This is a genomic window from Pseudomonas sp. Bc-h, assembly GCF_002080045.1.
Lineage (GTDB): Bacteria > Pseudomonadota > Gammaproteobacteria > Pseudomonadales > Pseudomonadaceae > Aquipseudomonas.
Genome location: NZ_MUIN01000007.1, coordinates 387444 through 402167 on the forward strand (window position 1 = coordinate 387444; position 14724 = coordinate 402167).

Consider the following 14724-nt stretch of genomic DNA (forward strand, 5'->3'; position numbering starts at 1 on the left):
GCCGGACACTCGCGATTAAGGTCAAATGAGTGCAAACACGTAGTCAACAGCAGCGCAAGCTCACGGCAGGTAGGCGCGCGTCTAATCAGGCTAGGTGTGTTGAGCGGACGCTTATTGCGGTTTGGCTCTGGCCAGGAAATTTCCGTTGGGTTTGAAGCATAAAGAGCGGGTCAAGTTGACCCGTTCTTTATGAGCAATTCAAAGCCGTCCAGACTACGTAATCACCGCTTACGGCCATTGGAGGTAACGCTAGTATCGGCTCAGTTCCACCCACCACCTAGGGCTCTAATCAGGTTCACCGTTGCAATGGCCTGAGTGCCCGTCAGACGGCTCAGTTGCAGCTCGTTCTGTAAGACTTGGCGCTGAGCATCGATAACGTCCAAGTAGCTTATCTGTCCCTCTTCATACTGAGTTTTAGAAAGTCGCTCCGTCCGTATTGATGCTGCAACAGCTTCGCTTTGACTACCTTTCTGATCATCGAGCAACCTCAGATCTGCCAGGTTGTCCTCTACCTCTCTAAACGCCGCCAATACTTGCTCCCGATACTTCGCAACCTGCTCGTCGTATCGAGCCCTTGCAGAGGCGAGATTTGCTTTCCTCCGACCACCATCAAATATCGGTAACGTCAGCGCCGTTCCCGCAAGGGGGCCTAGTAGAAAAGACCGGGTCGACCAGTCGAACAGATTCCCCAGCGATGACGACTCGAAGCCGGCGGAGGCATTTATATTAAGCTGCGGGAAAAATGCTGATTTCGCCGATCCGATTTGTGCATTAGCCGCGGCCATAGCTCTCTCGGCGGCAGCAATATCTGGACGGCGCTCCAGTAGGGCTGATGGTAACCCGATAGGCACCTGGGTCGCGATGGGCTCTATAGGTAAGTCAGGGAAGCCGAAATCGGCAGGAGATTTACCCAACAACAAGGCAAGACTATGTTCTGACGTCGCGCGAAGCCGTGCGATCCCTACCGAGTCCGCCCTCGCGGTCGATAGTTCGTTGCGAGCTCGCGAGAGGTCAAGTTCGCTTATGTCACCTTCTTTGAATCGCCCCTCTACTAATTTCAGGGCGTTTTCACGCAGGGTGACCGTGCGACGAAATAGTCGAAGTTGGTTGTCGTACTCACGCAGCTTGAAATAATTTTTAGCCACATCAGCTTGGAGGGCTAACAGCACAGAACGATACAGCGCCTCGTTCTGTGCTTGATTAGCGAGCGCAGTGTTCACTTGTGAATCTACCTTCCCGAACAAGTCTACCTCGTAAGAGGCAGTCGCCTGCGCCCGCCAAAGAGTCTGCGTGGACCCATTCGCATCGTCAGACAACAATTGTGAGGCAGGAGAGAGGCGTTCACGCGTAGGACCAAATCCCGCATCTAGGGATGGGAACCATCCCGCTCGGGCTGATTGGGTCAAGGCTCTCGATTGCTGCACTCGTGCGGCAGCCGCCTTCAGATTCTGATTAGCCTCAGCGGCTTGCCGCTCCAGGTCGCTTAGCACTGGATCGCCAAAGACTAGCCACCATTCCCCACGATGTTCGGCATCGGCCGGCTCAGCGTTTTTCCAGGCGCTGTCTTTGGGCAATGATACTTGCTTCTGTTCAGCCGAAGCTTCCTTGAACGCCTGTGGAGTCGGGACGTCGGGGCGGCTGTATGTCGGCTCCACAGAGCATGCTGATAGAAGCGATAGCAGCGCTGAGGAAGTTAGCAGTCCAAAAATAGACTTTTTGGGTAATTGGATCATTCGTTTGGCTCCGATCATGAGTCCAATGCTTCCGTTGTCAGGTTAGGCGCGTCTTTTTGAGCCACGTGTACTTTGCCACCTGCCAGCGTACGCAGGACCACGTAGAAGACAGGTGTTAGTGCGAGACCGAACAGGGTCACGCCCAACATGCCGAAAAACACCGATATCCCCATGGCTTGGCGCATTTCTGAGCCCGCCCCAGTGGAAAACACGAGTGGAACAACGCCCATGATGAAGGCGATCGAAGTCATGAGAATCGGCCGGAGACGCAAGCGGCTCGCTTCAATGGCAGCCTTCAGCGGCGTGTACCCGTCGTGCTCTAGTTCTCTGGCGAACTCGACGATCAAGATGGCGTTTTTGGAAGCCAATGCTACCAATACCATCAGGCCGATCTGGGTGAAGATATTGTTGTCTCCTTGCGTGAGCCACACCCCCGTGAGTGCGCACAAGATGCTCATGGGGACGATCAGGATTACCGCCAAAGGGAGGGTCAAGCTTTCGTACAGTGCGGCCAGTACGAGGAATACGAGCAGGACGCTGACAGGGAAGACCCACATACCGGCATTACCTGCCAAAACCTTTTGGTAAGTCAGCTCAGTCCACTCGAATTTTACGCCTTGAGGCAACACCTCGGCTGCAATGCGCTCTGCTGCTGCTTGGGCCTGGCCAGACGAATAGCCCGGCGCTGGGCCGCCGTTAATATCCGCTGCGGTGTAGCCGTTATACCGAACCACCATGTCCGGACCGTAGGTTGGGGTGATACGAACCAGAGACGATAGGGGCACCATTTCTCCACGGTCGTTTATGGTTTTTAGCTGAAGGATGTCATCTGCTCGCTGACGAAACGGTGCGTCGGCCTGCACTCGTACCTGATATACCCGGCCAAAGCTGTTGAAGTCATTCACATACAAGGAGCCGAGGTATACCTGCATGGTCTTGAATACATCGGTAACAGACACGCCCAGCTGTTTGGCTTTCACACGGTCTAGATCGACGTTTAGCTGCGGGAAGTTGATCTGATAGTTTGTCAGTGACCCACCAAGCTCCGGGGTCACTGCAGCCTTGGCCATGAATGCTTGAGCGGCCTTATTAAGCTCCTCATACCCGAGGCTACCTTGGTCTTCCAGCTGCATTTTGAAGCCACCTAGTGTGCCAAGCCCGAGTATTGGAGGCGGTGGAAACGCTGCGACATAGGCTCCTTTGATACTGGCGAACTTTTGGTTAAGGGATGCGACGATGGCCGCGGCGGACTCATCTTTCGATGTACGCTCGCTGAGAGGCTTGAGGGGGACAAAGACAATCCCTGCGCTAGAACTGTTCATGAATCCGTTAACGGACATGCCGGGGAAGCCGACTGCGTGAGCGGCGCCCGGCTGCTTCATGACTATTTCGCTCATCTGGCGAATCACTTCTTCCGTTCGGTCGAGAGAAGCGCCATTGGGCAGCTGGGCGATGGTGACCAAGTACTCCTTGTCCTGCATTGGAATAAACCCGGCAGGCACAACGTTCCCCATAACCGCCGTGAGCACCAGAAGAACCACATAAACCACCAGCATGCTGCCCTTGCGCTTAAGAATGCCTGTTACGCCTTTCGAGTATTGCTCCGAGCCACGATTAAAAACCTTGTTGAAGGCCCGAAAAAAACCGCCCAGTAGCTTATTCATCACCCGCGTTAAGGCGTCTTGCTTAGCGTCGTGGCTACGCAAAAGTAGTGCGCTGAGGGCTGGAGAGAGCGTGAGTGAGTTGAAAGCAGATATCACTGTAGAGATCGCAATGGTCATTGCAAACTGCTTATAGAACTGGCCCGTGAGACCGCTCATAAATGCCAACGGTACAAACACAGCCACCAACGTAAGTGCGATGGCAATGATGGGGCCGCTGACCTCTCGCATGGCTTTATACGTAGCGTCCCTCGGGGTCAGGCCGCTGGCTATATTCCTCTCCACGTTTTCAACCACAACGATGGCATCGTCAACGACGATACCAATGGCTAACACCATTCCGAAAAGCGACAGGGCATTGATTGAGAAGCCGAAGGCCAGCAATAGCGCAAAGGTACCGATGATGGACACCGGTACAGCGATCAAAGGGATAATTGCTGTGCGCCACGATTGGAGGAACACAATAACGACCACGACCACTAGTGCAATGGCTTCGAGCAGGGTTTCTATAACTGCCTTAATGCTCGACTTCACGAAACGAGTTGGATCGTAGATAAGCCTGTAATCCAGGCCCGGAGGGAAATCAGCGCTGAGATCTTTGAGTGCAGCGCGGACTTCATCAGAGATTTCCAGCGCGTTAGCGCCGGGCAATTGGTAGATGGCAAGGGAGACGGCGGGTTTGTTGTCCAGGAGCGCACGCAGTCCGTATTCAGCCGCTGAAAGTCCGACTCGGGCAACATCTCGCAGGTGAGTAACTGCGCCATTCGGGCTGGTTTTGAGAACGATGTCGCGGAACTCGTCGACGGTTTTCAAGCGACCCTGTGCGTTGATTGTCAGCTGTACTGCAGTACCCGGTGAAGAAGGCGCAGCACCCACGGCGCCCGCAGCTACCTGGATATTCTGTTCTTGAATGGAAGTCACAATCTCCGAGGCGGTGAGATTACGCTGTGCCACCTTCTGCGGATCGAGCCAAACACGCATTGCATAGTCACCTGCGCCCCACATATCGACGCGGCCAACGCCAGGTATTCGCTCAAAGCGCGTTTTGACGTTCCGTACGCCGTAGTTCCTCAGATAGGTCGTGTCGTACCGACCATTCGGCGACACGAGGTGCAGAAAAAGAACCAACGAGGAAGAGCTTTTGAGCGTCGTAACGCCCAACCGTTGAACATCTTCGGGCAGCCGAGGCAGTGCTTGGTTGACTCGGTTCTGAACCAACTGGGTAGCCAAATCCGGATCAGTTCCTAACGCGAAAGTTACAGTGATGGTCAGGTTACCGTCACTGTTCGCTTGTGACTGCATGTACAGCATATTCTCAACGCCGTTAATTTTTTCCTCAAGCGGCGCAGCAACTGTCTCGGCAATGACTTTTGGGTTCGCTCCAGGATATTGTGCGCTGATTGTGACCGAGGGCGGAACGACCTCTGGATACTCAGAAATCGGCAATTTAAATATTGCTATCAACCCTGCAAGCAGGATCACCACGGATAGTACGCCCGCAAAAATCGGACGATCAATGAAGAACTTTGATATGTTCATTAATGACTCTTTAAGTGAGGCGGCTACTTGCTCTCAGCGCTGCTTGAAAGTTAAAAAAGACAACAGGACGCTTCAGGATGCACTCTGTTTTATAATCAATACACGGATCAATAAATCCTGAGTGCCTGAGGAACACTCATTATTTACTGGTGAATTTTCGTTAGTCCTGTCGTGGGTCATTGAGCGTTTCTAGCCTGAGCGTCATTTTGGGGAATTATCTTTCCTAGAACCTGCTCCCCTGGACGGACTCGCTGAATGCCGCCTACCACCACCCGTTCGCCCTCTTCGAGTCCGGATGTGATAATGCGATAATTGCCTTGTAGATTTCCCAGCGCTACCGGGCGATAAACAATATGGTCATCTTTTCCCACGACCAAGACAAATCGCTTGTCTTGGTCGGTGCCAATTGCCGCATCATCAATAAGAAGGGCCGCGTATGGTTCACTGCCGCCCACTTTTACACGCGCATATAGCCCCGGGACCATGGTGCCATCAGCGTTGTCAAACCGTGCACGCATGCGGATAGTGCCCGAGGTAGTGTCGAGTTCATTGTCTACGGATTGGATGACTCCCCGGCGCGAATACCCTGTCTCATCTGCAAGTCCTAGGTCAACCGGAACAGTAGCCTTATTGCCGAGTCTGTTGATGTACTTAAGATAAGTCTGCTCATCAGCGTTGAACTCTGCGTAAATGGGGGTAACAGAGACAAGCATCGTTAAAGGTGCCGCGCCTGCCCCGGCGTTTACGATGTTTCCAAGTGTAATTTCTGCCCGCGATACTCGACCAGAAATTGGAGCTGTGATCTGCGTATGGCCGAGATCAATTTTAGCTGCATCCAGCGCTGCTTCAGCAGTCTTAAGATTGGCACTGGCCTCCAATGCCGCGTTGTTTTTTTCATCGTAGTCACGTTTCGCTATTGCATTTTCGGCAATTAGCCGCTGTGCTCTCTCCCAGTCGCTTTTAGTGTACGCGGCGCGGGCCTGAGCTGCCGCAACCTGCCCCTTAGCTCGTTCGACTTGTGCTTGGTAAGGTCGTGGGTCGATGACGAACAAAATGTCCCCTTTTTTTACTAGTTGGCCATCATGTATGTTGACGTCCGTTATGGTTCCTGCCACCAGCGGCCTAACCTCAACTTTTTCCACCGCGGCTAATCGGCCAGAGTAGGTTTGCCAGTCGGTAACCGTTTCTTTCTTAACGACCATGACATCTACCTCTTGGACTGGGGGCGGGCCGTCCTGTGCTATAGCTTCCTCTGAGTTATCGACCACACCAAAGGCAACGACGCCGAAAATAATAAGTATACCTGCGGAGTAAAGTGCCAGCCCACTGCGGGGTTTGTAATTAGTGCTCATCATGACTCCAAGATTAATTCTGTCCTAGCTTAGATGGTGTGTGAATGCCAGTGGCGATGGCTAATTCACAACGATATGAGGTGGCGCTAATTAAAGCGCCGACTTGTTTGGACCTCCAGCTATGCCGCTTTTGAAAGATGCACGGCACGCACGGATAATTATGTCGCCGACCGGTTTTCGCTGCCCGAGACGTGCTCATTAATTGCGTTTTTTATTCTGCGTTCGACACATACCCACCATAAGGTAATAACAGCGCATACCGCTAATAGTGGGAAAATAATATCATTCATACCCTTCCAGCCAAGTGATTGCAATAAAGGGCCGGCGGCCAGAGTTGCAAATGCAGAGAACGTGTATCGAATAAACTCTGCCACTCCCTGCACCCTGGCCTTCTCGGAGGGATGATGCGAAGCAGTCAGTAAAACTGTGCCGCCCACAAACATAAAATTCCATCCTACGCCTAAAAAAAGAAGTGCAATATAGAATGCCGCCAAGCTGTCCGAACAATGTGCAATCAATCCGCAAGCTGCACTAAGTGCAATTCCCAAGAACAAGATCGAAGGCAATCCGAATCGGGAAATCAGGCGTCCAGCAAATAGCGACGGCGCGTACATACCGACCAAATGCCATTGAATAATGCTCGCGCCATCATTTATTGAGTGATTGCTGGCGACAGCCGCCAGCGGTGTGGCAGTCATGATGAACATCATCACCACGCCGCCTATGACGTTATTCGCAAGTGCCGCTAGGGAAACTGGCTGGCGAAATATTGTAAGTAACTTGCGTGGCGGCTGTTCGTCGCCATGCAACTTCAATGATTCCGGAAGTGCGTCTTCATAGACTAACCAAAGTAACGCTGCCGAGGCAACGCCGAGCAGGCATACCATCAAATAAGAACCGGCGAATAGGGTCGCGAATAAATTGGTGCTCCAACTCGCTAATAAAGGCCCAAGAATAGCGGCAATCACTCCGCCCGCAAGCACCAACGAGATTGCGCGTGCTTTGCGGTGGTCAGGTTCCGAATCCGTCGCCGCCAAACGATAATACTGGGCGAACGCTTGAAAGATACCGACGGCCGCTGTCCCGATGCAGAATAGCCAGAAAGAGTTCTGGAAAACAGCCCATACGGAAATCGATCCACCTAATGCGCAGGTGATGGCACCCAGCACGAATCCACGCCGTCTTCCGATCTTCTGCATCAGAGTAGAGGCGAAATATGTCGCAATGGCGCCTGCTACGGTGATCAGTGCAAAAGGCAGAGTCGCGAGCGATTTATCAGGGGCAAGCTGATATCCCGTCAAACCGGTTAATGTGAGATCGATCGCGATGGCGGCCGTGAATAATCCTTGGGCTATGGCCAACACAGCCACATTCGAGCGGCTTGACGATTTTTCCGGCGCTGGAATGTCTTCCGACGACTTGGATGTACTCATTGCACCCGCCCCCTGTAAAGAAGATTTGAGGAGACTGCCCTAATAGTCATGGCGACTCTCCCGTTGAGAAACGGGAGCATTCTCTATGTCACTTATGTCTGGAGAAAGGACTTACTTCCCTCCTTTTTGGCCGTCGTGCTGCATTGACCAGCGGACGTCACAGACTGGAACGCAAATAGCCATGCGGAACTACGAGGCAAAAAACTGAGAATGACGTTTTTCGAGGGTTTTTTGCTCTTTTCGCCATACGATTTTTAGAGGATCATCCGAGGCAAGCAGAATGAAATCGCCAACAGGAGGCTGGCAGGGAATCGCAATTGAGAACGGGATTAATAATTTTTGGAGAAGGTAATTTCATGCGTGACATCGCTTTCCTGGTCTTTCCCGAGTTTCAGATTCTGGACCTTAGTGGTCCGCTAGCCGCCTTTGAAATCGCTAAAGAGATCGGGGTATCAGATCCCTACAGCTGTTCGGTAGTCTCGTTGTCGGGCGGTCCCGTTATGAGTTCGTCTGGTATGGAAGTAAGGAGTCAGAAGATCAGATCGAGCCCTTACGATACGTTGGTAGTGGTCGGCGGTGAGGCGTTTTCCAAGCCCTATGACCTTCCTATGGTGTCAGATCACCTCACCCATGCAGCCGCAAAAGGCACCAGGCGCATTGCCAGTGTTTGCACCGGGGCCTTTCTATTGGCGTCGGCGGGCCTGTTAGACGGTCGCAGGGCTACGACACACTGGAGGCAGACCGCGCGTCTGCAACGCAATTTTCCGAAGGTGCGGGTACAGCCCAATCATATATTCACGAAGGATGGTGGCATCTGGACGTCTGCTGGCATCTCTGCGGGAATCGATCTGGCGCTGGCCATGATTGAGGAGGATCTGGGAAATGCTGTTTCTCATGAGGTCGCCCGCGCCATGGTCGTGTACCACCGTCGGCCAGGAGGCCAGTCACAATTTTCGGCCATGGCCGATATGGAGCCGACTACGGATCGCATGAGGGAGGTGCTCTCCTACATGCGGGAGCATCTAAACGAACAGCTATCAACAGAGCATTTGGCATCAATTGCTTGCCTCAGCTTGCGTCAATTCGGCCGAGCCTTTCTGCTGGAAACGGGAGAAACACCCGCTAAAGCTGTGGAGCGTTTGCGTGTCGAGGCCGCGAGGCTGCGAGTCGAACGTGGTGCGGAAGCGATCGAACTGATAGCACACTCGGTCGGCTTCAAGGATCCGGAGCGGATGCGCAGAGCCTTTATCAGAGTTATCGGGCACCCTCCTCAAAGCATCAGACGGCTGGCCGCACATCAGGGTGTTAGCGCTTATGAAGTTAAGGTTGAGGCTGAAGTGTCTTAACTGCCCCTTCAGGGTTCATTGCGGTCGGCGCAATCCTGTTGCTTGGCACATTTCAGCGCTGTACCGAAAGTCCATTCCTCTTCAAGGCGCCTCATCAGCAGATTCTAATTTCGGAAGGGGAAACAGGTTCGACTAACCCGTATGGCGTAAATCGAGGGGACTAAGTCGTGTTGCAAAGCGCTAGTGACGCTTAAGCTGCAGCTTCTGGGTTTCAGTGATCCCGAATGGTCGCGGTAAACCTCTAATCTACTAATGGGACAGTCATGAAAGAACTTTCAGGCAAACGTGCATTCATCACTGGCGCTGCACGTGGTATTGGCGCTGCTATCGCTATCGAGTTGGCAGAAAAAGGAGCTGATATTGCTTTCAGCTATGTTCGCTCTGGGGATGCGGCGGCGGAACTGGCCAGAAAAATTGAGGGATTAGGTGTTAAAGCCTTTCCTATCCAGGCCGATAGTGCGGATCCCCAAGTAGCTACGCGCTCTGTACATGAGGCAGCTAGCCTTTTAGGCGGGTTGGATATATTAGTGAACAATGCGGGTGTCGCTTTTATCTGCCCGCTTGAAACAATGCCTCTGGATCAGATAGACCAGATCATCGCCGTAAATATCAGGGCAGTTATCTTGGCGTCTCAAGCGGCCATTACCTATCTTGGAGAAGGCGGAAGGATCATCAACATCGGTTCCTGTCTGGCGGAGCGGGTGGCCTTCGAGTCGGTCACTGTCTACTCCATGTCCAAGTCCTCCCTACTATCCTTCACAAGGGGACTGGCTCGTGAGCTTGGACCACGGGGTATCACGGTTAATACCGTGCATCCTGGACCTACGGATACGGATATGAACCCGGCCGATGGTGATGGAGCTGATGCCATGAGGGCTCATGCAGCATTAGGCCGATACGGTACCGGGAAGGATGTCGCAGCAGCGGTCGCGTTCATCGCAAGCCCAAGCGCCAGACATATCACCGGCACCGGATTGAGCGTGGATGGTGGCGTGAACGCCTAGTCCCGCTGTAAATATCTACACTTTCTCTTCGAGTTACCCAAGCACCTCGACAGTAAGACTCAACGTGTTCACTAGCTAAAAAAACTTGCTGGTTCAAGCTGAACCTCCGCAATGTTTCAGATTAAGCAATTGAGAACTCACAGAATCTTTCCACGAATTCGTAGCTAGGCGCTCATTTTACCGCTATCGAGGTGCCGGTAATGACACTAGAGAAGCATTACTAAGCCAATGGACTCATGATCACATCTGCCTGGAAAGATGCATCTATCTGTCTGCGAGCATAGGGTGAGCGTACGAAGTAATCCCTTAAAATATGCGCTAAGCCAACTGATGGTTTTTGTATAAAGAGGCTTCAATTAATGAGCGTTTTGGTGACTCGCCGCAAGGTGATTTCAGGTATTGGACTTTTAGGTATTGGCATGCTGGCCGGCTGCGACAACCGCGGTGAGCTATCTTACAAATACGGCAAAGACCTCAGCAATAAAATTCTTGGGCGCACATTCAGACTAAAAGACACCGACGGCGATGTTAAAACGCTGTCAAGCTATCGAGGTGTGATGCCCATGATTTTCTTCGGGTTCACTCAGTGCCCGGCAGTCTGCCCCACCGCCTTGGCTCGTGCAGTCAAAATCAAAAAGATAATGGATAAGGGTGGCTACCTCCTTCAGGTAATTTTTATTACACTTGATCCCGAACGGGACACGCCAGCAGTTCTCGACGCCTATGTAAAAACCTTTGATCCGTCATTTATCGCGCTTTACGGAACGCAGGAAGAAACGGCGGCTACAGCCAAGGAGTTCGGCGTGTTCTACGAGAAAGTGCCGATCGGGTCGACATATACACTTACTCATTCATCGACGAGTTATGTATATGACTACCAAGGAACGTTACGCCTTGGATTTTCTCAAGCACTTTCGGCGGAACAGTGTGCAGAAGATCTCACTACCCTCATGGAGATTTGCTGATGTATTCAGATATCAATTGGACCCAGGTAAAAAAGCACATGAAAAAGATCGTACTTGCGTTTTCTTTACTGGGGCTAACCTTCCAGGTTTCGGCCCAAACGCAGATAGAGGGCGCATGGGTTCGCGCGACGGTGCCCGGCCAACAAGCGACTGGTGCATTCATGACGATAACTGCAAGCAGCGACGGCAAGCTGCTCAGTGCCCAGTCGCCGGTGGCGAAAATCGTGCAAGTTCATCAGTCGACAATCAAGAACGACGTAATGCGCATGCAGCCTGTAGATTTCGTCGCTTTACCTGCTGGCAAAGCAGTTATCCTGGATCCCAACAGTTATCACATCATGCTTATAGACCTGATTAAACAGGTAAAAGAAGGCGATCAGGTGCTTCTCAATCTTACGGTAGAGAACGCCCAGGGCGAGAAAGAATTGATCAAGGTTGAGGCTACCGCGCGAGCTTTGAATACAGCTGATGACGCAAAATGAATGGGTAGTTTTAGCGACGAGGGCGCGCTAGAGGTCAGTGCTGGGCGTGACGTGCTTTTAGACCAGGTGACGCGGCCAGCCACGTTTTTGGATTCGCTGGCCGCGCTTACCGAATAGGTTCGACATAAGCTTAGGCAAAGAATTCTTTCGCCTTAGCCACCTTTTGCGTGTAACACAAAATTTCCGGCTTATCTCAGGTGATCTCTCGCCGCCTGTGTCTGTTTGCGATGACCTCAGGTAGGCGCGTTAGGGCCTTTTACATCAGTTTAAAAAAGAGGTACTGACGACCTGAGGCTATCCAATGCGGCTCACTCGCTTAATTAGGCGTAACGTTGAAATATCTTCGAGATGATTTTCCATTGACCCTCGATCTTTAGGAGTGAAAGAAAGTCGTGGTAGCTCGCTCCCACAACATCATTCTCCATGTCCACTCGGACAACTGCAGCAGTGGGTGCAATAGCCAAGATATCCAGGCGACTGCGGGTGTTCGGAGAGGCGCCCATTGTTTTGAAGAAGCTCGCGAAGACCGGAATAGCTGGACCCTGGAGCAGCTCATCACCGGCGTGCCCCCACATTATCGCGTCTTCATGGAAGGCTTTTTCAATTCCAGCAATATCTCCCGAACGATATCCATCAATGTAAGCTTGTGCTGCTTGAATCACGTCGTCGTATTCAGTGGTGGCGACAGGTTTTGTATGCGAAGTCATGTTGAACCCTCAGTAGCTGACTATCTAGATTTTAGTGTTGATGGGGCTCGTAAAGTCACGTACCGCAATCACCAAATGGTCGCTACACCGAGCGCTCATCCCAAGGCACACCGGCGATGTAGTCTCAGCTAGCGAGGCCACTTCCGAGTTAGTTGACCCAAGCCCGTGCCGTTGGGGGGGTTAGACTGAAATATTGGTGATTCGTGGTACTTCACTAGCCCGCCCGCGAACCGGTCAAAGTGACCGTTACATCCGTCGCTCATGCTGTTCGCGCCACCAACTTTACGTCTGAGGCCGGGAAACAAAAACGACGTTTATCCCTCACTTTAAGCCAAAAAATGCTCGCTATTGAAAGCCATGAAGATTGCGAGGCTCCGTGGTATTACACTTGGGTTTCCGTTAAGTCCGATACTTAAATGCTGGAGTTGAGCTGCGATGTACCGAATTGGATTTTTCGTCTGCCCTGGCCACGATGCTCTCGATCTCGCTGGCCCACTATCTGCATTCAATCAGGTAACGACAGCTGTTGGTTATCAGCCCTATGAGCTTCGCGTCGTATCGCGCTCCGGAGGATTGGTAGTGGGTAATTCAGGCCTTCCGATTGAAACGGCTCCAGTTGGCCAGCACACTTTTGACACCGTAATTTTTGTGGGCGGCGAAGTCGAGCCAATGCTTGTAGCAGAGAATCTCGCCGCTGCAAGGCAATTGGTCGTCAACGCTTCGCGAGTCGCAAGCGTGTGCACCGGGGCTTTCTTGCTTGCGGAAATCGGGCTGTTGAACGATCGGCGGGCCACGACGCACTGGAAATACACAGCATCGCTGCAATCGCGTTTCCCTCGCATCAAGGTTGCGGGAGACAATATTTTCATTGAAGACGGACACATCTGGACGTCGGCCGGCATTGCCTCCGGTATTGATCTGGCACTCGCCCTGATCGAGAAAGACATGGGCGTGAAAATAGCTCGCGATGTCTCCAGATTACTGGTGGTGCCATACCGACGGCCTGGCGGCCAGTCACAGTTTTCCGCGATGTCACAAATGGAGCCAGAGTCAGATCGCATCCGTATTGCGCTGAAATTTGCAAGAGAGCATCTGGCCGAAGAGTTACCCATTGAGAGGCTAGCCGATGCAGCGAGACTGAGCCTGCGACAATTCGGACGAGCATTCCGCCGAGAGACCGGTGAAACCCCAGCTAGAGCAGTGGAACGCTTGCGCGTCGAAACGGCATGTCTACGGCTGCAAGAAGGCAGCGAGCCGATCGAGCAGATTGCTCAGGCGGTCGGCTTTATTAACCCAGAACGGATGCGCCGGGCGTTCGTCCGATTGCACGGCTATTCACCGCAGTATGTACGCCGCGAGAATCGGTTAAGCGGTGAATGCTTGGTAGCTAGCAAAGACACATAGCAATGCCGTACTCCTCCTGGATGCATCCGACACTTTCTGGCTCTCGAGAGTGCTGAAGCCATTCAGTTGCTCCCACGAGGACCTTGGCGTTCGGAGGGTTGTTAGGACGATATTTGCGCAGGCGTTACAAGTGGGCCACTGATGAGCCAATTCTGAAGGTAAAGCCCCCGCATTTGGTTATACGCGGGGGGATATTGAATAGGATATTGGCTGAGGGTTTCACCGCAGAATGGCCCTCGGAATCACACAAGAGTCACTGGCTGAAGTCTGTAAATGTTACGGAGCTACGATCAGGCTGGAGTCAGTTTTGATGACTGCGCTCGATGCTCCATATGCTCATTCGCGACTCTCACCGCTTCGTCAGTCCGACCCCATAGCCCCTTTATCTGCGCGACGATTTCCGGTCGCGCAGTTCGTGGATTCCCCGAAGCCATTGTCGGCTGCGGGTCGTACTCGAGCACGAGTTGTGTAAACTCTGCCGCATCCTGACCTTTAAGCTCGGCGATGACCTGTAGCGCAAAGTCGATACCTGCCGTTACACCGCCGCCTGTGATTCGGTTCCTGTCGACGCATACCCGTTCGTAGCTCGGTTCGATACCCAGTGCTATAAGGGGTTCGTAGAAAGGCCAGTAGGTTGCTGCACGGTAGCCCTCCAATAGTCCTGCCATAGCAAGAAGTACGGAGCCTGTGCATACGGCGGTTACATAAGTGGCAGTCTGTCCTGCGCGAGCAATAAAATCGAGCAACTCCCGGTCCTTCATGATTTCAGGGGTTCCACCGCCACCTGCGACAAACAGCACGTCAAGGTTATCCGGAACGTCATCAATCGTGATCGTGGGGTTCATGGTGACGCCCATATCCGTGGGAACGGGCTCCATGGTCTTCCAGATTATGTGGGTTTTGGCATGGAGGCCGAACGCCGTCTGTGGGCCAGCCAAGTCCTGCAAAGTGAAACCAGGAAAAATTACCATGCCAATCTGCAGTTGTCGGTCTTGAATCTTATCGCTCAGCTCATCAGACATTACCGTCTCCTCTCGTCGTAGTTGACTAAAGAGTATTCCTGCTAGACGCTACACGTGAGTGGCTAAAATGACATCA

The 14724-nt window shown here is 52.5% G+C and carries 11 protein-coding genes; 5 read left to right on the top strand and 6 right to left on the bottom strand.

The genetic code is table 11. The annotated features are described in order from the left end of the window. Positions 1–260: 260 nt before the first annotated feature. From BWR59_RS14650 to BWR59_RS14665, 4 genes are all read right to left on the bottom strand, one after another. Entirely contained in the window at positions 261–1751 is a 1491-nt protein-coding gene (locus tag BWR59_RS14650; RefSeq protein ID WP_143490830.1) for an efflux transporter outer membrane subunit, read from the bottom strand. Then, positions 1748–4933, bottom strand: coding sequence for a multidrug efflux RND transporter permease subunit (locus BWR59_RS14655; RefSeq protein WP_081566346.1), 3186 nt, complete (start codon positions 4931–4933; stop codon positions 1748–1750). Before BWR59_RS14655 ends, BWR59_RS14650 begins: the two co-directional genes overlap by 4 nt. Positions 4934–5109: 176 nt before the next feature. Continuing rightward, positions 5110–6285: an efflux RND transporter periplasmic adaptor subunit gene (locus BWR59_RS14660; RefSeq protein ID WP_081566347.1), complete on the bottom strand. Its 1176-nt coding sequence runs from the start codon at positions 6283–6285 to the stop codon at positions 5110–5112. 158 nt (positions 6286–6443) lie between these two features. Then, entirely contained in the window at positions 6444–7718 is a 1275-nt protein-coding gene (locus BWR59_RS14665; RefSeq protein ID WP_081566348.1) for an MFS transporter, read from the bottom strand. A 356-nt stretch (positions 7719–8074) separates the two neighbouring features. On the opposite strand from BWR59_RS14665, the gene BWR59_RS14670 reads away from it, so the two are divergent. From BWR59_RS14670 to BWR59_RS14685, 4 genes are all read left to right on the top strand, one after another. Further along, on the top strand, positions 8075–9064 hold the full coding sequence (locus tag BWR59_RS14670) for a GlxA family transcriptional regulator (protein ID WP_081566349.1): 990 nt from the start codon (positions 8075–8077) through the stop codon (positions 9062–9064). A 263-nt stretch (positions 9065–9327) separates the two neighbouring features. Next, positions 9328–10068 (top strand): SDR family oxidoreductase, encoded by a 741-nt coding sequence (locus BWR59_RS14675; RefSeq protein WP_081566350.1) that lies wholly within the window; start codon positions 9328–9330, stop codon positions 10066–10068. A 359-nt stretch (positions 10069–10427) separates the two neighbouring features. Beyond that, positions 10428–11033, top strand: coding sequence for an SCO family protein (locus BWR59_RS14680; protein WP_081566351.1), 606 nt, complete (start codon positions 10428–10430; stop codon positions 11031–11033). Beyond that, positions 11033–11515: a copper chaperone PCu(A)C gene (locus tag BWR59_RS14685; protein WP_081566352.1), complete on the top strand. Its 483-nt coding sequence runs from the start codon at positions 11033–11035 to the stop codon at positions 11513–11515. The genes BWR59_RS14680 and BWR59_RS14685 overlap by 1 nt, the downstream gene beginning before the upstream one ends. Positions 11516–11835: 320 nt before the next feature. On the opposite strand, the gene BWR59_RS14690 is transcribed toward BWR59_RS14685, so the two are convergent. After that, on the bottom strand, positions 11836–12222 hold the full coding sequence (locus BWR59_RS14690; protein WP_081566353.1) for a nuclear transport factor 2 family protein: 387 nt from the start codon (positions 12220–12222) through the stop codon (positions 11836–11838). Positions 12223–12657: 435 nt separating this feature from the next. Between BWR59_RS14690 and BWR59_RS14695 the strand changes: the two genes are divergently transcribed. Further along, entirely contained in the window at positions 12658–13626 is a 969-nt protein-coding gene (locus BWR59_RS14695; protein ID WP_081566354.1) for a helix-turn-helix domain-containing protein, read from the top strand. Positions 13627–13916: 290 nt separating this feature from the next. On the opposite strand, the gene BWR59_RS14700 is transcribed toward BWR59_RS14695, so the two are convergent. Then, on the bottom strand, positions 13917–14648 hold the full coding sequence (locus BWR59_RS14700) for a DJ-1/PfpI family protein (protein ID WP_081566355.1): 732 nt from the start codon (positions 14646–14648) through the stop codon (positions 13917–13919). Between the last annotated feature and the right edge of the window lie 76 nt (positions 14649–14724).